Here is a 21,108-nt window from a genome sequence, read left to right on the forward strand (position 1 = left end):
CTCAACCGTGTTCGTCGTTAAAATCCATGCCCATGCGAATGCACCACTGCTTAAGCGGCGCCAGCTCGGGATGCGACAGCGCTGCATGAAGATAGCGGAACGTCCGCGGCATATGCTTCATATAGCCCGGTTTTCCGTCCCGTTCCAACAGCCGCACCCAGATGCCGGCAAGTTTGCAGTTACGCTGCGCCGACATGATGGCAAAAGCCTTGAGGAACGTGGCTTCATCGAACGAAGCCACCGTTTTTCTTCGGGTCATATAATGGGAGAGCAGGCGTGCCTGCAGTTCCGGAGAGATGGTGACCCGCGCATCCTGAACGATGGAAGCGAGATCGTAAGCGGTGGGGCCAATCATCGCGTCCTGGAAATCGATGAGACCGACCCGCCGGACTCCCTCATTCCGGGCCTGCCAGAGAATGTTCGGAGAGTGGAAATCACGCAGCAGAAGCCCTGTTTCGCAGCCGGCAAGCGAATCGATCAGGCCGTCCCAGATCGCTTCGTACTCCTGTTTCTCGCTGTCGGTCAGTGGCTTGCCGCGCTTGTGCGGCAGGTACCATTCCACGAGAAGCGAGACTTCTATCTTGATCGCCTCGCGGTCAAACGGCGGAACTTCGTAGGTGCCGCCATCGCGCATCGGCAGCAAGTTCGGCGGCGGCGTCTGGTGAAGAGCGGCGAGACAGGCGACGCTTTGAAGATAACGCTCCTCAATCGGCGTGCCATCGGAAGCAAGCACGCCCTCCCGTCCGAGATCCTCAAGCAGGAGAATGCCCTGATCCAAATCGACGGCAAGGATGTCCGGAGCGCAAAACCCCATGTCTTTCAGATAATCGCCTATTGCAACGAAGGGGCGGGCATCCTGGGCGAGGTGCGCAATTTCCGCATAGGTTTTGCCGTCCGCAACGATCGCGCCTCTCATCGGGCGCCGCCAGTCCATCAGGATCAGATCCGCTCCATCAGCGGAGATCGTCTCATAGGCCCGGGTGGAAGCATCACCGCTGAGAAAGCGGCGAGCGGCGTCCGCCCTACCATGATCGCCTAAGAATTTCCGAATTGCGAAGACACGGTTGAGCCGGCTTCGCGCTTGCGCCGGCGCTTCGATCGTCGCAAGGCGACCGTTGCCAGCATGTGTCAGCCGCAGGAGAATGGTCTGCTGGGCCGGCAGAACCTCGGCGGCGATGTCCGGCCACTCGATCAGGCAGATGCCGTCCTCCAGCATCTCGTCTATTCCCAGCTCGTCCAGTTCTGACACGTCGGAGAGACGGTAGAGATCGAGATGGGCGACAGCAATACGGGCGTCATAGGTCTGAATAAGGGTGAAGGTGGGACTGGGAACCTCAAGGTTGGGCTCATCGGCCATTGCCCGGATGAAGGCGCGGGCGAGTGTCGATTTGCCGGCGCCGAGATCGCCGATCAGAGCGAGGCAATCGCCAGGTTTCAGAGCCAGCGCCAAGTCTTCACCGAGCCTGATGGTGTCCTTTTCTCCCTCAAGGGAGATGGTGATCGGCGAGGTGTCGTCACTCATTCTGCGGCGATGGAATGCGGCCGGGTGGCGGAAGGGATACGGCAGGTCACGATGGTGCCGTTGCCGGGGCGGCTGTCGATGCTGACCGTGCCGTGGTGCAGGCTGACAAAGCTTTCGACGATGGAGAGGCCAAGGCCCGCCCCCGTGCGCCGCCCGCCATTGCCGCGTGTCGCGAAGCGATCAAAGACCGTTTTCAACATGTCCTCGGGGATACCCGGACCCTTGTCGGCCACGGAAAAAACGAAGTCGCCTTCGCTGCGCTGGCAGGAAAGCTGGACGGAAGAGCCCTCCGGCGCGAAATTGATCGCATTGGTCAGCAGCTTGATGAGGATTTGCTTCAGCCGCTGGTGATCGGCTACCAGACTGCCGAGATGAGCGGGTGCAACGATTTCGAGCGAAATGCCGCTTTCCTGCAGGCGGTCGGCGATTTGCACCGACACATCGTCTAGCAGCTCGTTCAGGTCATTATCCGAATAATTGAGCTGCATGATGCCGGCATCGACGGTCGCCAGATCAAGGATGTCGTTGACGATGGTCAGGAGGACCGAGGATGAGGTGGAAATATGATCGAGATATTCCGCCTGCCGCTCCGTCAATTCGCCAATCCCGGGCGTCTTCAGAAGATCGGTGAAGCCGATGATGTTGGTCAACGGCGAGCGAAGCTCGTAGGAAACATGTTGGACGAAATCGTTCTTCAACTCGTCGGCCTTCAGCAGCGCGTCGTTCTTTTCCTTGAGCGCGCGCTCGGCGCGCACGCTGTCGGTCATGTTGACGAAGGTCAGCATGGTCTGCGCATCGGGAAGCGGGATGATGGCATAATCAAGCACGAGCCCGGAAAGCAGTTCCAGCGTTCCCTGTCGGGAAGGCCGCGCATCGTCGAAGCTGGTGATGAATTGGCTGAAGGAGCGCCACCCGTCCGGCCCGTCGTAAGATGGCGCACAGGCGGTCTCTATGGCGCGGATATGGGTGCCGGTTTCCGCCTGTTCCGCCGTCACGCCCCAGAGCGCCCGGAATGCGGGGTTTGACAGCCGGATGCGCCCATCCGCACCGAACACGGCGACACCTTCGGCAAGATGATCGATGGTTTCGCCCTGCACCTTGACCAAGGTGTTGTAGCGCATCTGCAGATCGACCTGTTCGGTCAGATTTTCGAAGACCCATGTCGCGCCGCCCTGCGGATGGGCTGTGGCGATGACGCGCAGCGTCTGTCCGTTCGGCAGATGCCAGAGGTCAGTCTTGGTATCGAGTGACCGATAAACGGAGAGCGCCGTTTCCTTCCAGTTCTTCCAGTTCAACTGCTCCGGCAACTTGCCGGCAGTGCGCAGCCTGTCGAGAAGCTCGGAATTATCGGGGCCGGACTCCAGGAACACGAGATCGAAGCCCCAGAGAGTGGCGAATGCATGATTGTAGAACTGCAGCCGCTGCCGTCCGTCGAAAATGGCGACTGGCGTTGCCAGATGATCGAGCGTCTCCGCGTGGCTTTTCAGGACACGCTTCAGTTCCTCGCTGATGGTCTCGGCTTCCGTCGCATCAATCGCGATGCCAGCCGAGCCACCGGCCGTCTTGATATCGACGACGTCGAAGAAGCTGCGGTTGCCGGACACCACCGTTGAAATCCGGTCGTGATAGGGAGATTCAGGTGTCGCCGTGGCGCGAATCTTCTGGCGCGTCACGGTGCTCAGCAATTCGCGCTTTTCCTGAACGGCCTGGGCCGCGTTGCGCGCATCCACCGCCTGGGCATAGGCGTGGTTCACCCAGATAAGTTCACCGTCCCCATTTCGCCGCCATACGGGTTGTTCGATGGAATCGAGAAGCTCCTGAAAGGTGGAGACCGAAGCGATAAGGCGCTCGCGCTCCACCTGCAATGCGGCAAGTTCCGCGCGCAGATTGTTGAGCGCGATGAAGCGTGCAAAGGCGTTGCCGCCTGACACCCGGCCTTGCACTTCGACCACTTCGCCGCGCTGCGTTTCGATGGTGAGGTCGAAACTCTGGGCGTTGCTGCGGAGTTTTTCGATTGATTTTTCAAGCTGGCTTGCGGATGCCGGTTTCAGCCAGCGGCCAAAGGCGAGGAAATCATGATCCGCCTGCGGCACCCCTGTCTCAGCCGGCAACTGGCCGAGAAATTCCGGGCGGCTGTCTGCGCCATCCCAGATGACGATGCGGCGGCTCTTGTCGGAGATCAGCGCTTCGTATTTTGCGATCTTATGGTGGGATTGTGCCAGTGCCTGACGGTACTCACTACTTTCCGCCTCGATATTGCCGCGCTGGCGCACGAGCCAGACGACGGAAAACAGCGTCGCGGAGATCATGCCAACGAAAAGCGAATAGGTGATTGTTTCTCCGGACGAAAACAGCCGCGCACCCGTCTTTGCCACCAGCCCATCCTGGGCCATTGCAGCGGTCGCCGAGCCAGTGAGAACGGTTCCCGACAGCAGGAGGTGCATGCGTGAGAAGCCAGAACGGATGACGCGGATTGCCAGACGGCATCGCGCGAAGACATTCGCAGGATTGGTCGTGGCCGGTGTGCGGACCGGAAATGCGCGAAAACGCGCTAACGCCTGCGCGCCCAGTGTCACGCCCGCATGCGTGTTTTCAACGCGTTGAACTACCTGCTTGCGCAGATCCGAATTGTGAACCGTCATCCCCGGTCTGTCTCCGTCCTATGTGCCGCATCTTCGACAAGACATCCCATTTCGTCCCCGCCGCCCTTTGGCGTGTCCGAATCAAGTCTGATGACAATACCGCCTTCATAAATCTGCGGGAAGGGAGCGCGCAAAAAAGATGCCGCGCGCTTTGTCAAGCGCACGGCATCTAGATATTGTGTAATATCGGTGGATATTAACTATGAAATTAATATCTGTAGTGTTCAGCCTTGAACGGGCCCTGCTTCGAGACGCCGATATAATCTGCCTGCACATCCGAAAGTTCGGTTAGACGCACGCCAAGCTTTTCAAGATGAAGGCGCGCAACCTTCTCGTCGAGGTGCTTGGGCAGCACGTAAACGTCGTTCTTGTACTCACCCTGCTTGGTAAAGAGCTCGATCTGGCCCAGAACCTGGTTGGTGAAGGAAGCAGACATGACGAAAGACGGGTGGCCGGTCGCGTTACCGAGGTTCAGCAGGCGGCCTTCCGACAGCAGGATGATGCGGTTGCCCTTCGGGAACTCGATCATGTCGACCTGCGGCTTGATGTTCGTCCACTTCAGGTTACGCAGCGAAGCGACCTGAATTTCATTGTCGAAATGGCCGATATTGCCGACGATCGCCATATCCTTCATCTCGCGCATATGCTCGATGCGGATGACGTCCTTGTTGCCGGTCGTGGTGATAAAGATATCAGCGGAAGAGACGACGTCTTCCAGGCGAACGACCTCAAAACCATCCATGGCAGCCTGAAGTGCGCAGATCGGGTCTATTTCGGTCACCTTCACACGGGCGCCAGCGCCCTGCAACGAAGCGGCCGAACCCTTGCCAACATCGCCGTAACCGCAGACGACGGCAACCTTGCCCGCCATCATCACGTCGGTTGCGCGGCGAATACCGTCAACCAGCGACTCTTTGCAGCCGTATTTGTTGTCGAACTTCGACTTGGTGACGCTGTCGTTGACGTTGATCGCCGGGAAGGGCAGCAGGCCCTTCTTGCTGAGATCATAGAGGCGGTGAACGCCGGTCGTCGTTTCTTCGGTCACACCCTTCAGGGCGTCGCGCTGCTTGGTAAACCAACCCGGCGAAGCCTTCAGCCGCTTGTTGATCTGCGCGAAGAGAATTTCCTCTTCTTCCGAACCGGGATTGGACAGAACGTCCTCACCGGCTTCAGCGCGTGCGCCGAGCAGGATGTACATGGTGGCGTCGCCGCCATCATCAAGGATCATGTTGGAGAGACCGCCATCGGTCCACTGGAAGATCTTGTCGGTGTACTCCCAATATTCCGTCAGGCTTTCGCCCTTCACGGCAAACACAGGAATGCCAGCCGCCGCGATGGCTGCCGCCGCGTGGTCCTGAGTCGAGAAAATATTGCAGGAAGCCCAACGGATATCGGCGCCGAGTTCCTTCAGTGTCTCGATGAGAACGCCTGTCTGGATCGTCATGTGAAGCGAACCGGAGATGCGGGCACCCTTCAGCGGCTTGCTTTCGCCAAATTCCTTGCGGCAGGACATCAGGCCCGGCATCTCGGTTTCGGCAATGTCCAGCTCCTTGCGGCCAAATGCGGCAAGGTTGATATCGGCGACGATGTAGTCCTTCTCAAGGCTCATGAAGTTCTCCAGATCAGAAGCGCCATGCGTTGCCGCACGGCTTTTTAACGTAGCAGCGGTTTAGCAGGCCACGAACGATCTGGCAATGATGATATAAAGAAGTCTTTATGTCTTTATATGGCTTCGGTTCAGGCTTCTTCGCCGAAGCGGTCGGCGACAAGCGCCTCGAGCGCCGCCAGCGCCTCTTCCGCCTGATTGCCGCTTGCCTCGACATAGACGCTGCAGCCGGGGCTTGCCGCCAGCATCATCAGGCCCATGATGGAGGTACCGCCAACCGTCATGCCGTCCTTGGATACGGTGATTGTCGCGTCGAAACCCTCGACCATCTGCACGAATTTTGCGGACGCACGAGCGTGCAGGCCACGTTTATTGATGATCGGTAGTTCCCGGGAGAGTGGCGACATGGGCTGACTTCTTACTTACCGCTCAAGACACGGCTGGCGACGTTGATGTATTTGCGGCCAGCCTCGGACGCGTCCTGAAGGGCCTTGTCCATGTTATCTTCGCTGCGAACGCCTGCAAGCTTGATCAGCATCGGAAGATTGACGCCGGCAATAACTTCGACATTTCCGTTATTCATCACTGAAATCGCGAGGTTGGACGGCGTGCCGCCGAACATGTCGGTCAGGATGATGACGCCATTGCCATCATTGGCGCGCGCTACGGCATCGATGATATCCTGCCGGCGTTGATCCATGTCGTCTTCGGGACCGATACAAACCGTCTCGATCAATTTCTGGGGACCGACGACATGCTCCAACGCATGACGAAACTCCTCAGCCAGCTTGCCATGGGTGACAAGCACTAGTCCGATCATGAAATGCTCCCTTGCACACGCACTCTCATTGCCGACTATCGCAACGCGGCAATCCTGTCCATTGGTGGGATTTCATCTTGATGAGGAAAATACGAATCGCAAGCCTAAAATCGCCTGAATTGCAGTCACTTCACATTCGTCTTGAAAAGATTCTGAGCAAGTGCAGCAAATTTTCCATAGGGCGTCAGGCTGGAAAGCGGAATACGCAGAAGCGGAAGATGCCCGCCACAGGGCAGGGGCAGAACCTCGTCATCGTCAGGAAGTCTTGGATTTGCGGGCGAAAGAACCGATGTCACGGCAAAATGCAGTGGCGCACACGCGATGCTCTTTAGCGAGACAATGCCACTACCGCGCAATTCCAGCAGGCCAGCGATCGTTTCCGGCCGCTCGGCCATGATTTTTTCGCCATCGCGATACACGAAAATCTGATCGTCTGCGATCAGCGCGGCGGGCAAACCGCACCGTTCCGCCTCGGTCAGAAAACTGAAGGCCAGCTCGCTTTTGCCGCTGCCGGAGGGGCCCGTGAACAGGATCCCGGTATTCTGGATAGCGATGGCAGTGGCGTGCAGGTTGAAGCGTTCAACGTTCATGAGTTTCGGCCGCCGGCAGCGACAGGGTGAAGCGAGCACCCGAGATCACGCCGTATTTGTCGACGACGTTTTCGGCCCGCAGGCTACCGCCATGGGCTTCCGCAATCTGGCGGCTGATGGACAGGCCGAGGCCGGAATTTTGGCCGAAACCTTCGCTTGCCGGTCGGTCGGTGTAGAAGCGCTCAAAAATCCGGTCGATATCTTCCGCCTGGATGCCGGGTCCGTTGTCTTCCACCTGAACGATGCAGCGGTCCCGATGGCGGGAAAGGCGTACGTTAATATGACCGCTGTCTTCGGCAACGAAGGAGCGCGCATTCTCGATGAGGTTTGTCACGATCTGTCCGATGCGCAGATCATGACCATTCACCACGAAGGAGGTCTTCGCACCGGCCTTCCGGTCGACAACATAGTCGATCTTCACCGTTTTCTTCTTGGTGCTGATCTGGCGGGATATATCCACCAGACCCTTCATCAGCACGTCGAGATCAACCGGCGAGGCATCGGCGCGCGCCAGTTCCGCATCGAGCCGCGACGCGTCTGAGATATCGCTGATCAGGCGGTCGAGGCGGCGCACATCATGGAAAATGATCTCGGTCAGGCGCTGTTTCGACTCTTCTGTCTTCGCTCGCGGCAGGGTCTCAACGGCGCTGCGCAGCGACGTCAGCGGATTCTTGAGTTCATGGCTAACATCGGCGGCGAAACTCTCGATGGCGTCGATCCGGTCGTAGAGCGCCGTCGTCATTTCGCGCAGCGCAATCGAAAGATTGCCTATCTCATCCTGGCGGGCAGAGAAATCGGGGATTTCTTCACGTGTTCTCGCGCCGCGCCGCACGCGGATGGCCGCCGCAGAAAGACGCCTGAGCGGTGTGGCGATGGTGGATGACAGGAGCAGCGACAGCACGATGTTGACGAGCGTTGCAATGCCGAAGACGCGCATGATGGCAAGGCGCTCGGCATGCACGATCTTGTCGATATCACCCGCCTGCGTCGACAGCAGCAAAACGCCGAGCACCGCGCGGAAACGCTGCACCGGCACGGCGACCGACACGATAAGCTCGCCTTTTTCGGTGACGCGCACGACCGCGCCGCGGACGCCGGTCAGCGCGTTCATGACTTCGGGGTAGATCGAGCCATCGCCGCCGGGCGCTTCCTTATATTGCGGCAGGCTGCTCGGCTGCAGCATGCGGTTGAACATGCTGGTAAACCATTCGCCCCATGTCTGCGTCTCCGGTGTGACCGGTGGCAGATCGAAGCGCAGGACCTGGCCGCGCGAATAAAGATGGCGCGAGTCGAGCAGCAGATTGGCATCGGCATCGAATAGCCGCGCGCGGGTCCGCGTCGGCGAAATCAGCCGCCGCAGGACCGGCGCCACACGCTCGGGATTGATCGGGAAGCTCAAATCCTCGTCATTGGGGGCAGGGGTAATGCTCTGACCTGCCTGCAACTCGAGCAGCTTTTCCGGATTGATGGTAATCGAGTTGGTATCGACCGAGGCGGAAGCGGAGACCGCGCCAGCGATGATTTCGCCCTGTGTCAGAAGACTTTCCACACGCGCGTCGATCAGTCCTTCACGGAACTGGTTGAGGTAGAGAATGCCACCGACCAGAACCACCGTCGCCGCAACATTGAAAAACAGGATGCGGCGTGTAAGGCTCGAAAACACCGCATTGCCGAAAATACGCCGGACGATCGTCAGCGGATGGATACGATGGCGGCGTTCGCTGCCGCGATCTTCGGCATCGTCACTGTCCGAGACGTTTTCCGGCGTTTTCTTCAACACGTATTCAAGTCCTTACCGCCCCGGATCGAGCGGTCCCCTCAGCGTGAGTCGGCTCGTTCAAGCCGCTTCGCGGAAGCGATATCCTACGCCATAAAGCGTTTCAATCATATCGAAGTCGCCATCGACCAGCTTGAACTTCTTGCGAAGGCGCTTGATGTGGCTGTCGATGGTTCGGTCGTCGACATAGACCTGTTCGTCATAAGCGGCATCCATCAGCGCGTCGCGGCTTTTGACAACGCCTGGCCGCTGCGCCAGCGAATGCAGGATGAGGAATTCGGTCACCGTGAGCGTCACCGGCTCACCCTTCCAGGTGCAGGTGTGACGTTCCTGGTCCATGGCGAGTTGCCCGCGTTCCAGCGTGCGCGCCTGCTGGTCTGCAGTCGGTTTCAGCACGCTGCCGGTTGCAGCGGATGCTTCGCGGCTGCTGGCGCGGCGAAGGATCGCCTTGACGCGCTCCACCAGAAGGCGCTGCGAGAAGGGTTTGGTGATGAAATCGTCCGCGCCCATCTTCAGGCCGAACAATTCGTCGATCTCTTCATCCTTGGAGGTGAGGAAGATAACCGGCAGATCCGACTTCTGGCGAAGGCGCCGCAGAAGCTCCATGCCGTCCATGCGTGGCATCTTGATGTCGAAAATGGCCAGCTGCGGCGGACGGGCAATCAACCCGTCGAGCGCGGAAGCCCCATCCGTATACGTTTCGACCCGGTAGCCCTCGGCTTCAAGCGCGATCGATACCGAAGTCAGAATATTCCGGTCGTCGTCGACTAGCGCGATCGTCTGCATGTAGTTGGTCTCCATCGTCATTTTCTCGTAACTCCCGACATCCACCCAGCCAAGGTTGCGCGCCGCGAGCCACTCTCTTGAGTATAAAGGTGGAACAAATTGTGGCAAAGGAAAAATGGCCATGAAATCGAGGGGGGCGCAGCTTCTGATTTTCACAAAAGGTCCGCTGCCGGATTTTAATGCGACTTCAACCGATTTAAAAAGAAATAAAATCTTTTAAATCGATTAATATATTGAAATCACTAAGTTTTTTAATTTCAGCCTCTTGCCTTTCCGAAAGACGCCACGTATTTTCCGTGAAAATTTCAACGGCCTTACGTCATCAACAAGGAACGCGTCATGAACGAGATTGGGGTTCATAATCCTGCCAATGGAGTCGCAGAACTCGGACTGGGCGAGGCCTCCCGCGTCTTTTATAACCTCAATGAAAGCGAGTTATACGAGCACGCGATCCGTAATGGCGAAGCCGAACTGACCGTGGATGGAGCGTTGCGTGCCGTCACTGGCCAGCACACCGGCCGCTCGCCAAAGGACAAATTCGTCGTTCGCGATGCCTCCACCGAAGACACGATCTGGTGGGATAACAACAAGCCGCTGTCTCCGGCGCACTTCGACCTGCTGCATAAGGATATGCTGTCGCATGCCGCCGGCAAGACTCTCTATGTGCAGGACCTGATCGGCGGCGCCGATGAGGGAAACGCACTGCCGACCCGCGTCGTCACCGAGCTTGCCTGGCATTCGCTTTTCATCCGTAATCTGCTGATCCGGCCGAAGCGCGAGACGCTTGATGGTTTCAGCCAGAAGCTTACCATCATCAATCTGCCGAGCTTCAAGGCTGATCCGGTGCGCCACGGTTGCCGCACGGAAACCGTTATCGCCTGCGACCTGACCAAGGGCCTCGTTCTGATTGGTGGTACGAGCTATGCCGGCGAAAACAAGAAGTCGGTCTTCACGGTTCTGAACTACCTGTTGCCCGCCAAGGGCGTCATGCCGATGCATTGCTCGGCCAATGTCGGCCCGGAGGGCGATTCCGCCGTCTTCTTCGGCCTCTCCGGCACCGGCAAGACAACGCTGTCTGCCGATCCGGCACGCACGCTGATCGGCGATGACGAGCACGGCTGGGGCGAACATGGCATCTTCAATTTCGAGGGCGGTTGCTACGCCAAGGCGATCAAACTTTCGGCTGAAGCCGAGCCCGAAATCTACGCTGCGACCAACCGTTTCGGCACGGTTTTGGAAAACGTCGTGTTGGACGAAAACCGCGTTCCTGACTTCAACGATAACTCGCTGACGGAAAACACCCGCAGCGCTTATCCGCTGCACTTCATCCCGAATGCGTCGGAGACCGGCATTGCCGGCCATCCAAAGACGATCATCATGCTGACGGCCGACGCCTTCGGCGTGCTGCCGCCGATCGCCCGGCTGACGCCGGAGCAGGCCATGTACCACTTCCTCTCCGGTTACACCGCAAAGGTCGCCGGCACGGAAAAGGGCGTGACCGAGCCGGAAGCCACCTTCTCCACATGCTTTGGCGCACCCTTCATGCCGCGCCACCCGGCGGAATACGGCAACCTGCTGCGTGAGCTGATCGGCAAGCACGGCGTGGATTGCTGGCTCGTCAACACTGGCTGGACCGGCGGCGCTTATGGTGTCGGCAAGCGTATGCCCATCAAGGCGACGCGCGCGCTTCTGACGGCTGCTCTTTCCGGCGACCTGAAGAATGCCCAGTTCCGCACCGATGCGAATTTTGGCTTCGCCGTTCCTCAGTCGCTTGACGGTGTCGACAGCGCGATCCTCGATCCGCGTTCCACCTGGGCCGATGGTGCCGCCTACGACGCCCAGGCGAAGAAGCTGGTCTCGATGTTCGTCACGAACTTCACCAAGTTTGAAGACCATGTCGACAGCAGGGTTCGCGACGCAGCACCGGGCCTTTTGCTCGCAGCTGAATGAGTTAAGCCTCATATATGAGGAGGAGGGGAACCCGGCCTGAGCGCCGGGTTTCTTTTTGCCAGGGTGCTCTTGGTTTCCCGCTGTTTTCATTTTTTGCGTTCTGTGGCATCACGGGCGCGGAGAAAGATCATGGCCAGCGACCCGCTTTACATCAGCAACCGTATCACCATCGCCGGCTGGGAGCTGACGGAGCAATTCGTTCTCGCTGGCGGGCCGGGCGGCCAGAACGTCAACAAGGTTTCGACCGCGGTTCAGCTGTTTTTCGACATCGCCAATTCGCCATCCCTTGCGGACCGGGTGAAGGCCAATGCGCTGCGTCTCGGTGGCAGGCGCGTCTCCAAGGACGGTGTGCTGATGATCGAGGCCAGCCGCTTTCGCAGTCAGGAGCGCAATCGTGAAGACGCGCGGGAGCGGCTAAAGGATTTGATCCTGGAAGCCGCGGCCCCGCCGCCGCCTGTTCGCAAGGCCACGAAGCCGACTAAAGGCTCGGTAGAGCGTCGTTTGAAAGCAAAGTCCGGACGTTCGGATATCAAGAAGATGCGTGGTAAGCCCTCCGGCGACTAATCCGAGGGTACTTGATTTTCAGAGCTTACGAAGCGCAACCGTGTCGATCAGGTGATTTTTGCCTTTGCGCAGAATGAGATCCGCCCGCGGGCGCGTGGGGACAATGTTCTGGCGCAGGTTTTTCAGGTTGATGTTCTGCCAGAGCCCCTCGGCGATGCTGAGCGCTGCCTCCTCACTGATCGACGCATAACGGTTGAAGAAGGAATTGGGGTCGCGGAAGGCGGTCTGCCGCAGGTTCATGAAGCGGTTCACATACCAGTTGTGAATGAAATCCTCGTCGGCATCGATATAGATCGAGAAATCGAAGAAATCGGAAACGATCGGCACGATGCGCCCGCCTGCCGGCAGATCACGCGATTGCAGCACGTTGATGCCTTCGAAAATGAGGATGTCGGGTTGGTCGACAACCGTGTATTCATTGGGCAGCACATCATACGTCAGGTGCGAATAGCGCGGCGCCCTCACATTCGGCTGACCGGCCTTGATTGCCGAGAGGAACCGCAGCAGCGCGCCAATGTCATAGCTCTCTGGAAAACCCTTGCGTTCCATCAGGTTCTCCCGCCGCAGAACCTCGTTCGGATAAAGAAAGCCGTCCGTGGTGATGAGATCGACCTTCGGGCTGGAAGGCCAGCGCGCTAGGAGCTCTTTCAGAATACGTGCCGTCGTGGATTTTCCAACAGCGACGGAACCGGCAATGCCGATGACAAAAGGCGTCTTGTTGACGTCAGCCATGTTGAGGAAGCGGTTGCGCTGCTCGAACAGCAGCTGCGAGGCTTCGACATGTGATGACAGCAGGCGCGACAGCGAGAGATAGATGCGCCGCACTTCGTCCAGATCGATCGGATCATCCAGCGAACGCAGCCGCTTGACCTCGTCCGCGGAAAGGGTCAACGGCGTATCGGCGCGGAATTTAGCCCATTCTTCGGAACTGAAGAAGTGATAGGGCGAATATTCGTCCGCACGAAAATGATCGAGTGTGCCTGGCATGCCTCTCTCCCCGCTGCCTGCCGTGACATTCATGACGTCGGCCTCGCCGCCTTTTCCGCAAGGCCGGTCTGGCCTGTGCGCCGTTCAAGCTCGGCAAAAACGTCAGCAAGTGGAATATCGGCAATCTTCAGCACGACAAGCAGATGGTAAAGCAGATCGGCGGCCTCGTTTTTCAGCCCATCGCGATCTTTGGCGATGGCGGCAATAACGGTCTCCACCGCCTCTTCGCCGAGTTTTTTCGCGGCGCGCTCCTGACCGGCCGCAACCAGCTTGGCCGTCCAGGATTCGTCAGGAGAGGCAGCGGCGCGGATTGCGACGATGCGCTCCAGATCGGAAAGGGTAAATGCGCTCATGGGGAAATCCTGCAATCAGTCGAGACGCATGGCGATGCCATGCTCGGCCATGTAGTTCTTGGCTTCACCGATCGAATAGGTGCCGAAGTGGAAGATGGAAGCGGCAAGCACTGCCGTTGCGTGGCCATCGCGAACACCTGCCACCAGATCATCCAGCGTGCCGACGCCGCCCGAGGCGATGACAGGCACGCGGACCTGATCGGCAATGCTGCGCGTCAGGCCGATATCGTAGCCGCTCTTCGTTCCGTCACGGTCCATCGAGGTGACGAGCAACTCGCCAGCCCCACGCTCGACCATCCTGATGGCGAATTCGACGGCGTCGATACCGGTCGGCTGGCGGCCGCCGTGGGTGAAGATTTCCCAGCGGTCAGCCTCGCCATCTTTCGAAACCCGCTTGGCGTCGATGGAAACGACGATGCACTGGTTGCCGAACTTATCGGCCGCCTGCGCGACGAAATCGGGATCCTTGACGGCAGCAGAATTGATCGAGACCTTGTCGGCACCGCAAAGAAGAAGCTTGCGAATATCGGCAACGCTGCGAACGCCGCCGCCAACGGTCACCGGCATGAAGCAATGATCGGCCGTGCGCGACACCACATCGAAGATCGTATCGCGGTTGTCCGATGACGCGGTGATGTCGAGGAAGCAGAGTTCATCCGCCCCCGCGGCGTCATAGGCTTTCGCCGCCTCGACCGGATCACCTGCATCGATCAAATCAACGAAGTTCACGCCCTTGACGACACGACCGTCTTTGACATCGAGGCAGGGAATAATGCGGGCTTTGAGGGTCATGTTCTCTTGGAATACCTTGTCCGTTAAAGCATATTTTGCTTCATAGTCAGCGATATGGAAAATGGCGAGTATATTTTTTATGCGGACGAAAGCGGAGATCACTCGTTGACCTCTGTTGACGTGACGTATCCTCTGTTTGTGCTGACCATCTGCGGATTCAAAATATCCGACTACACACAGAAGGTCGTGCCTAATTTTCAGAAATTTAAATTTCGCCATTTTGGGCACGATATGGCGATTTTACATGAACGGGAGATAAGGAAGCAGATAGGTGATTTTGAGTTCCTAACAGACGTCGTTCAACGGGAGACGTTTCAGCTTGAACTCACCCGGATTGTTGAAGAAGCGAATTTTGATATTTTTTGCTGCATTATTGACAAACGGATTTTTCGAAGCGACTTCTTTCCTGATAATCCTTATCAGGTTGCTTTATCTGTGTGTCTACAAATGATATTCAAGTGGTTGCAACGGTTGCATCGCGCAGGCCTCAATTATCATTTTGTATTCGAAAAACGTGGTAACAAAGAAGACAAGGATTTGGAACTGGAGTTTCGCCGCATCGTAGACGGTGTAAATCCGCTGCGAAAACCATTTGATGGTTTTAAATTGCGCTTTGCGGACAAGAGATCAAATTCCACTGGTATGCAATTGGCGGATCTCACAGCGCATCCGTTAGGGGTAGGATATCTGAAACCCGATCAGTCAAATCGCGCTGCTCAAGTCATTCAATCGAAATTATGCAAGATAAAAATCGCGGTCAATCCGAATCGAGGAATACATGTTCCTGCAACAATAAAAGCGAAAGGCCCCAGCTAATGCCAAGGCCTGACGCCGACCGGGAACCCCCAATCCACTTATGAATATAATATAGCACCGAATATCTGAATTTTCAATAAAAAATCTTTCGAATCAATGGGTTGTTTAATTTTCCGCTAAGTGATTCAATACGCTCTGTTTTTTATCAAGGTTAGCGCTTCGTTGGGATCAATGCGACCATCGTAAAGGGCGCGGCCGGAAATAGCGCCCTCAAGCTTTACCGCATCCGGCTGCAACATGCGCTTGATGTCATCGATGGAGGCAAGCCCGCCGGACGCGATGACCGGTATCGAGACGGCTTCGGCCAGTTCCAGCGTTGAGGCCCAGTTGATGCCAGCCAGAATGCCGTCGCGATCGATATCGGTATAGATGATCGCGGCAACACCAGCGCCTTCGAAACGTTTGGCAAGCTCGATGACACCGAGTTCGGAGGCTTCCGCCCAGCCTTCAACGGCAACCTTGCCGCCCTTGGCATCGATGCCGACGGCGACCTGGCCGGGAAAACGCTTGCAGGCTTCAATGACCAGAACCGGATCGCGCACCGCCACGGTGCCGAGAATGACGCGCGCAAGGCCGCGGCTCAGCCAAGCCTCGATATGATCGAGCGTGCGAATGCCGCCGCCCAGCTGCACCGGGTTTGTCGTCGCTTTCAAAATGGCGTCAACTGCCGCGCCGTTGACCGTCTGGCCGGCGAACGCACCGTTGAGATCAACGACATGCAGCCATTCAAAGCCTTGATCCTCGAAGGCCTTCGCCTGTGCTCCGGGGTCGGTATTATAGACGGTGGCCTGGTCCATATCGCCGAGTTTCAGGCGAACGCACTCACCGTCTTTGAGATCGATTGCGGGAAAAAGGATCATGTCAGGGCTTCCAGCGCAGGAAATTGGAAATCAGGGCGAGGCCGAGCGTCTGGCTTTTTTCCGGGTGGAACTGCGCGCCCGCCATATTGTCGCGGCCGACGAAAGCCGTCATCGCGCCCCCGTAATTGGTCGTAGCGATGACGTCAGTCGCATGCTTGGCCGCCAGATGATAGGAATGCACGAAATAGGCGTGCAACCCATCCGCGCCAGTCTTGATACCCTCGAACAGCGGATGTGCATGGCGGATTTCCAGCGTATTCCAGCCGATTTGGGGAATCTTGAGCCCAGGATCAGACGGCGTCATTTCGACAACATCACCCTCGATCCATCCAAGTCCGTTGCTCACGGTCTTTTCCAGTCCGCGGGAAGACATGAGCTGCATGCCGACGCAGATGCCGAGGAAGGGGTGGGCCTTTTTTTCGACGGCTTCGACGAGTGCCTCATGCATGCCGGATACGGCATCCAGACCCGCCCGGCAATCGGCATAGGCGCCGACACCGGGCAGCACGATGCGGTCCGCCGAGGCGACGTGATCGGGCTTGTCGGTCAAATCGATGGTTGCGTTGATACCGGCTTCACGCGCGGCGCGCTCGAAAGCTTTGGTGGCCGAGCGCAGATTGCCCGAGCCGTAGTCGATGATCGCGACACGCATGTCAGCGCCTTCCATTCAAGTCGAAAAGAAACGATCCGGCGGGATCTTTGACGAAGTTTGTGTCGCCGCTCTTTTGCGGCGAAGGGGTCCAGACCGGCTGTGACATCTGTTCCACTGCGTCGGCATTTTCCGAGAGACCGGAGAAATAGATGTCTTCGGCGCTCGAAAGATCAGGGGCTGAAACAACTGACGTCAGCGTCCAGCCTTTGCGGATCAGGTGCCTAACGAGAAAATCGCGTCCCTCCAGCGCCGTGATGAGCCCAGTCGCGAGACCAAAAAGAATCCCGGCAGGTTCGAACCCGGCGAACGTCGAGATCTGCCCGGCGGCAAAAAGGGCGATGACAACGATGGCCGTCGCCAGCCACAGCCGGTTGATCGCAAGCCATAACCATGGCGCAAAGAAAGCCAGCCACACGAAACGATCTGCGATGAAGCGGGTCGTCTTGTGGTCCCTGTCCGGCCCGTTGGGGGCTTCCAGAACGAGATAGCTTGTCATGGGCTTCCTGACAGCTTGGGCGTCAGGCCAGCATGCCCTTCGTGGAGGGAACGCGGCCTGCCTGCCGGGGGTCGATCTCGGTTGCCGCGCGAAGAACGCGGGCAACGGCCTTGAAACATGTTTCAGCGATATGATGGTTGTTAGCGCCGTAATGGTTCAGGATATGCAGCGTGATGCCGGCGTTCTGGGCGAGGGCCTGAAAGAATTCACGTACCAGTTCGGTGTCGAAAGTGCCGATCTTTGGTGCGGAAAAATTGACGTTCCAGACGAGGAACGGCCGGCCGGAAATATCGACGGCAGCTTTGGTCATCGTCTCGTCCATGGCAAGGTCGAGCGAGGCGTAGCGGGTGATGCCACGCCGATCACCCAACGCTTTCGCAATCGCCTGGCCGATGGCGATGCCGGTATCTTCCACGGTGTGGTGGTCATCGATATGTAGGTCGCCCTGAACCTCTATCTCCATGTCGATCAACGAATGGCGGCTGAGCTGGTCCAGCATATGGTCGAAAAATCCCACGCCGGTGGAAATTTTTGATTTGCCGGTGCCGTCGATATCCACGCGGACCGAAACCGAGGTTTCGTTGGTCTTGCGGATAATCTCACCTTTACGTTCTGCCATTTTGGCCGCTCCGTGGAAATGTTGCCGTTCCTTATCAGCACGGGACACAAATATCCAGTTGTTCCATCGTCTTGGCTGACCTGCGGGGAACACGGTGCGATCCCGATGATTGCAATCGGAAAAACCCGACTTACATAGAACCCGAAAAGGGCCGCAACCCGGTCCGTTAACTTCAGGCCCGGCAGGGCAGACAGGTGTTTGATGACAACAATCATTACAGTCAGAAAGGGCGGCAAAGTCGTCATGGCTGGCGACGGGCAGGTAAGCCTCGGCCAGACCGTCATGAAGGGTAACGCCCGCAAGGTTCGTCGCATCGGCAAGGGCGAAGTGATCGCTGGTTTCGCCGGCGCAACGGCGGATGCCTTTACATTGCTTGACCGTCTCGAAAAGAAGCTCGAGCAATATCCTGGCCAGTTGATGCGCGCAGCCGTGGAGCTCGCGAAGGACTGGCGGACCGACAAATATCTGCGCAATCTTGAAGCCATGATGCTGGTGGCCGATAAATCGACCACACTTGCCATTACCGGCAACGGTGATGTGCTGGAGCCTGAACATGGCGCGATCGCCATCGGCTCCGGCGGCAATTATGCATTCGCCGCCGCCCGCGCGATGATGGATACCGACAAGTCGGCCGAAGATGTGGCGCGTCAGGCGCTCGATATCGCCGCCGATATCTGCGTTTACACCAATCACAATCTCGTCGTGGAAACGCTCGACGCCGAGTAAGCCAATTTCTCACCAATGGGTCCTGTGGGCCGGGCCGAATGGCCGGCCGGAACAGGAAAGCCGAGAGGATAGAATGACCACTTTTTCTCCCCGGGAAATCGTCTCGGAACTGGACCGTCACATCATCGGTCAGCATGATGCAAAACGTGCCGTCGCGATCGCACTGCGCAATCGCTGGCGCCGCCAGCAGCTCGATGAGAGCCTGCGCGACGAAGTCATGCCGAAAAACATTCTCATGATCGGGCCGACCGGTGTCGGTAAGACGGAAATCTCGCGCCGCCTTGCCAAGCTGGCCGGCGCACCATTCATCAAGGTCGAAGCCACCAAGTTCACCGAGGTCGGTTATGTCGGCCGCGATGTCGAGCAGATCATTCGCGACCTGGTCGAGATTGGTATCGGGCTCGTGCGCGAAAAGAAGCGCGCCGATGTGCAGGCCAAAGCGCATCAGAGCGCCGAAGAGCGGGTGCTTGATGCGCTTGTTGGCTCCACCGCATCGCCGGGCACGCGCGAAAGCTTCCGCAAGAAGCTGCGCGACGGCGAGTTGGACGACAAGGAAATCGATATCGAAGTCGCCGATAGCGGATCGGGTATGCCCGGTTTTGAAATTCCCGGCATGCCGGGCGCCAATATCGGCGTGCTCAACCTGTCGGAAATGTTCGGCAAGGCCATGGGCGGACGCACCAAGAAGGTGCGCACCACGGTATCGAAATCCTATGCCGATCTTATCCGCGACGAATCCGACAAGCTGCTGGACAATGAAATGATCCAGCGTGAGGCGGTGAAGTCGGTTGAAAATGACGGCATCGTCTTCCTCGATGAGATCGACAAGATCGCCGCCCGCGATGGCGGGATGGGCGCCGGTGTTTCGCGCGAAGGCGTGCAGCGCGACCTGCTGCCGCTGGTCGAAGGCACCACGGTGTCAACGAAATATGGGCCTGTCAAAACAGACCATATCCTCTTCATCGCATCGGGCGCCTTTCATGTGGCCAAGCCGTCGGATCTGCTGCCGGAGCTCCAGGGCCGCCTGCCGATCCGCGTTGAGCTGAAGCCGCTCACCCGGGAGGATTTCCGCCGTATCCTGACGGAGACGGAAGCAAGCCTCATCCGCCAGTACAAGGCGCTGATGGCGACGGAAGAACTCGACCTCGATTTCACCGACGACGCCATCGATGCCTTGGCTGACGTAGCAGTTCATCTTAATTCGTCGGTCGAGAATATCGGTGCCCGCCGCCTGCAGACGGTAATGGAGCGTGTTTTGGACGAGATTTCCTTCAACGCGCCGGATCGTGGCGGTTCCGCCGTCAAGATCGACCAGGACTATGTCCGTAAACATGTCGGCGATCTCGCCGCCGATACGGACCTCTCGCGCTATATTCTCTGAAGACTTCAGGGATCGAAGAAAGAGGAGTGCGGCCTTATTTGCCGCACTCTTTTATTTTATCCGCCTCATCTCGCATTCAGCCCGCATTTTGTTTATGGGAAGGGCTGCATTCCCTTTGGAACCGCTTTCGTGGAATGATCAGGTTTGTCAGCAGCTGTGCTGGCTTAGCCGCAGGCTTGAAAAAAGGCATTCGCTCGTGCGCAAAACTCTTTTGGCATTTGCCGCTGCTTTGACGTTCACCGTCACCGCATCCTCCTATGTTGAGGCCGCAACGGTCGTACCGCCCGGCAACCGCAATGCCGAGCAGCCGGGCGTCCCCGGTGCTTCCGCAAAGAGAACCAAGGCGTCCAACACGTCTTATGAGCGGAAATATAAGAAGGTCCTTGATCTCTTGTCTTCCGACAAGGCGCTGATTGCCAAGATCAAGTCGACAGCGGCGCGTTACGGTATTGATCCGATCCACATGATTGGCGCGATCGTTGGAGAGCACACCTATAATGTCGATGCCTATGACAGGCTGCAGTCCTATTACGTCAAGGCGGCCTCTTATGCCGGCGGCAGCTTCCGTTTCGGATACAAGGACGAGACGATCGCGCAGTTTCTGACGCATTCGCAGTTTTCCAAATGCCAGTCGAAGAAGGATTCCTACAGCCTCTGGAACTGTCGCGAAGATGTTTGGGAAGATAGCTTCCGCGGCAAGACCGTCGATGGCGTTGCCTATCCTAACAATCGGTTCAGCGCGGTTTTCTTCCAGCCATTTTACGCGGGCCAGACCTTCGGCCTTGGCCAGATCAATCCGCTGACGGCGCTGATGCTGTCCGACATGGTGGCGAGAACCTCGGGTTATGAGAAGCTGGACGAGAACGATGCCGCAGCGGTCTATACGTCAATCATGGACCCGGACCACTCCCTTGCCTTCATGGCAGCCGCCATTCGCAAATCGATCGATGACTACAGGTCGATCGCCGACATGGATATCTCGAAAAATCCCGGCCTGACCTCGACACTCTATAATGTCGGGGGATCGCGGCAGCGCGCGGCGGTCCTGGCGCAGAAGAACCGCCAGCGTGCCGCAAGCGGAGAACAGCCATCGTTGCCGGAAGAGAATTACTACGGCTGGCTGGTGAATGACCGTATCAAGGATCTCCAGGGTCTCTTGTAGGAAAAGA

The 21,108-nt window shown here is 57.8% G+C and carries 21 protein-coding genes; 6 read left to right on the forward strand and 15 right to left on the reverse strand.

All coding sequences use genetic code 11. The features are described from left to right. Position 1 precedes the first annotated feature (1 nt). From tsaE to chvI, 8 genes are all read right to left on the reverse strand, one after another. Positions 2 to 1,522 carry a tRNA (adenosine(37)-N6)-threonylcarbamoyltransferase complex ATPase subunit type 1 TsaE gene (gene tsaE, locus FS804_RS18690; protein WP_144578423.1) on the reverse strand — a complete coding sequence of 507 codons (1,521 nt, stop codon included), beginning with the start codon at positions 1,520 to 1,522 and terminating at the stop codon, positions 2 to 4. Then, on the reverse strand, positions 1,519 to 4,164 hold the full coding sequence (locus FS804_RS18695) for a PAS domain-containing sensor histidine kinase (protein WP_144578424.1): 2,646 nt from the start codon (positions 4,162 to 4,164) through the stop codon (positions 1,519 to 1,521). Before FS804_RS18695 ends, tsaE begins: the two co-directional genes overlap by 4 nt. A gap of 208 nt (positions 4,165 to 4,372) precedes the next feature. Further along, entirely contained in the window at positions 4,373 to 5,773 is a 1,401-nt protein-coding gene (gene ahcY / locus FS804_RS18705; RefSeq protein ID WP_144578426.1) for an adenosylhomocysteinase, read from the reverse strand. A gap of 128 nt (positions 5,774 to 5,901) precedes the next feature. Continuing rightward, positions 5,902 to 6,177 (reverse strand): HPr family phosphocarrier protein, encoded by a 276-nt coding sequence (locus FS804_RS18710; protein WP_004444304.1) that lies wholly within the window; start codon positions 6,175 to 6,177, stop codon positions 5,902 to 5,904. A gap of 11 nt (positions 6,178 to 6,188) precedes the next feature. Continuing rightward, positions 6,189 to 6,590, reverse strand: coding sequence for a PTS sugar transporter subunit IIA (locus tag FS804_RS18715; RefSeq protein WP_063951584.1), 402 nt, complete (start codon positions 6,588 to 6,590; stop codon positions 6,189 to 6,191). A gap of 125 nt (positions 6,591 to 6,715) precedes the next feature. Continuing rightward, positions 6,716 to 7,180 (reverse strand): HPr kinase/phosphorylase, encoded by a 465-nt coding sequence (locus FS804_RS18720; protein ID WP_144578428.1) that lies wholly within the window; start codon positions 7,178 to 7,180, stop codon positions 6,716 to 6,718. After that, positions 7,170 to 8,960, reverse strand: a complete 1,791-nt coding sequence (gene chvG, locus FS804_RS18725; protein WP_063951586.1) for a two-component system sensor histidine kinase ChvG — start codon at positions 8,958 to 8,960, stop codon at positions 7,170 to 7,172. Before chvG ends, FS804_RS18720 begins: the two co-directional genes overlap by 11 nt. Positions 8,961 to 9,017: 57 nt before the next feature. Then, a complete protein-coding gene (chvI, locus tag FS804_RS18730) occupies positions 9,018 to 9,743 on the reverse strand; it encodes a two-component system response regulator ChvI (RefSeq protein WP_003505377.1) in 726 nt (241 codons plus the stop codon). A gap of 339 nt (positions 9,744 to 10,082) precedes the next feature. Between chvI and FS804_RS18735 the strand changes: the two genes are divergently transcribed. Beyond that, positions 10,083 to 11,693 carry a phosphoenolpyruvate carboxykinase gene (locus tag FS804_RS18735; RefSeq protein ID WP_144578430.1) on the forward strand — a complete coding sequence of 537 codons (1,611 nt, stop codon included), beginning with the start codon at positions 10,083 to 10,085 and terminating at the stop codon, positions 11,691 to 11,693. Positions 11,694 to 11,822: 129 nt separating this feature from the next. Beyond that, complete coding sequence (gene arfB / locus FS804_RS18740; RefSeq protein WP_144578432.1) at positions 11,823 to 12,257, forward strand: alternative ribosome rescue aminoacyl-tRNA hydrolase ArfB; 435 nt, start codon at positions 11,823 to 11,825, stop codon at positions 12,255 to 12,257. Positions 12,258 to 12,275: 18 nt separating this feature from the next. Here arfB and coaA read toward each other — a convergent pair whose 3' ends face one another. The 3 genes from coaA to hisF are packed head-to-tail and all read right to left on the reverse strand — an operon-like array spanning position 12,276 to position 14,389. Next, positions 12,276 to 13,277 carry a type I pantothenate kinase gene (gene coaA / locus FS804_RS18745; RefSeq protein ID WP_186376902.1) on the reverse strand — a complete coding sequence of 334 codons (1,002 nt, stop codon included), beginning with the start codon at positions 13,275 to 13,277 and terminating at the stop codon, positions 12,276 to 12,278. Next, a complete protein-coding gene (locus FS804_RS18750) occupies positions 13,274 to 13,597 on the reverse strand; it encodes a phosphoribosyl-ATP diphosphatase (RefSeq protein ID WP_144578436.1) in 324 nt (107 codons plus the stop codon). Before FS804_RS18750 ends, coaA begins: the two co-directional genes overlap by 4 nt. A 15-nt stretch (positions 13,598 to 13,612) precedes the next feature. Beyond that, positions 13,613 to 14,389: an imidazole glycerol phosphate synthase subunit HisF gene (gene hisF, locus FS804_RS18755; protein WP_063951590.1), complete on the reverse strand. Its 777-nt coding sequence runs from the start codon at positions 14,387 to 14,389 to the stop codon at positions 13,613 to 13,615. A gap of 54 nt (positions 14,390 to 14,443) precedes the next feature. On the opposite strand from hisF, the gene FS804_RS18760 reads away from it, so the two are divergent. Then, complete coding sequence (locus FS804_RS18760; RefSeq protein ID WP_144578438.1) at positions 14,444 to 15,205, forward strand: DUF3800 domain-containing protein; 762 nt, start codon at positions 14,444 to 14,446, stop codon at positions 15,203 to 15,205. Between the two features lie 125 nt (positions 15,206 to 15,330). Here the strand turns inward: FS804_RS18760 and hisA are convergent, their stop codons facing one another. The 4 genes from hisA to hisB are packed head-to-tail and all read right to left on the reverse strand — an operon-like array spanning position 15,331 to position 17,832. Beyond that, positions 15,331 to 16,065, reverse strand: a complete 735-nt coding sequence (hisA, locus tag FS804_RS18765) for a 1-(5-phosphoribosyl)-5-[(5-phosphoribosylamino)methylideneamino]imidazole-4-carboxamide isomerase (protein WP_144578440.1) — start codon at positions 16,063 to 16,065, stop codon at positions 15,331 to 15,333. 1 nt (position 16,066) lies between these two features. Then, positions 16,067 to 16,717 (reverse strand): imidazole glycerol phosphate synthase subunit HisH, encoded by a 651-nt coding sequence (gene hisH / locus FS804_RS18770; protein ID WP_144578442.1) that lies wholly within the window; start codon positions 16,715 to 16,717, stop codon positions 16,067 to 16,069. 1 nt (position 16,718) lies between these two features. Beyond that, positions 16,719 to 17,213 (reverse strand): DUF2628 domain-containing protein, encoded by a 495-nt coding sequence (locus FS804_RS18775; RefSeq protein ID WP_144578443.1) that lies wholly within the window; start codon positions 17,211 to 17,213, stop codon positions 16,719 to 16,721. A gap of 22 nt (positions 17,214 to 17,235) precedes the next feature. Next, positions 17,236 to 17,832 carry an imidazoleglycerol-phosphate dehydratase HisB gene (gene hisB / locus FS804_RS18780; protein ID WP_063951594.1) on the reverse strand — a complete coding sequence of 199 codons (597 nt, stop codon included), beginning with the start codon at positions 17,830 to 17,832 and terminating at the stop codon, positions 17,236 to 17,238. A 201-nt stretch (positions 17,833 to 18,033) separates the two neighbouring features. Here hisB and hslV point away from each other — a divergent pair, with 201 nt between their 5' ends. The 3 genes from hslV to FS804_RS18795 all read left to right on the forward strand — a co-directional run bounded on the left by hslV (position 18,034) and on the right by FS804_RS18795 (position 21,101). After that, positions 18,034 to 18,558, forward strand: coding sequence for an ATP-dependent protease subunit HslV (gene hslV, locus FS804_RS18785; protein ID WP_004444336.1), 525 nt, complete (start codon positions 18,034 to 18,036; stop codon positions 18,556 to 18,558). A 73-nt stretch (positions 18,559 to 18,631) separates the two neighbouring features. Beyond that, the gene (hslU, locus tag FS804_RS18790) at positions 18,632 to 19,939 is read left to right on the forward strand and encodes an ATP-dependent protease ATPase subunit HslU (protein ID WP_144578444.1); all 1,308 of its coding nucleotides are present in this window, start codon (positions 18,632 to 18,634) and stop codon (positions 19,937 to 19,939) included. Positions 19,940 to 20,135: 196 nt separating this feature from the next. Then, complete coding sequence (locus FS804_RS18795) at positions 20,136 to 21,101, forward strand: DUF1402 family protein (RefSeq protein ID WP_144578445.1); 966 nt, start codon at positions 20,136 to 20,138, stop codon at positions 21,099 to 21,101. Positions 21,102 to 21,108 lie beyond the last annotated feature (7 nt).

This window comes from Agrobacterium sp. DE0009 (genome assembly GCF_007680755.1).
Classification (GTDB): Bacteria; Pseudomonadota; Alphaproteobacteria; order Rhizobiales; family Rhizobiaceae; genus Agrobacterium; species Agrobacterium tumefaciens_B.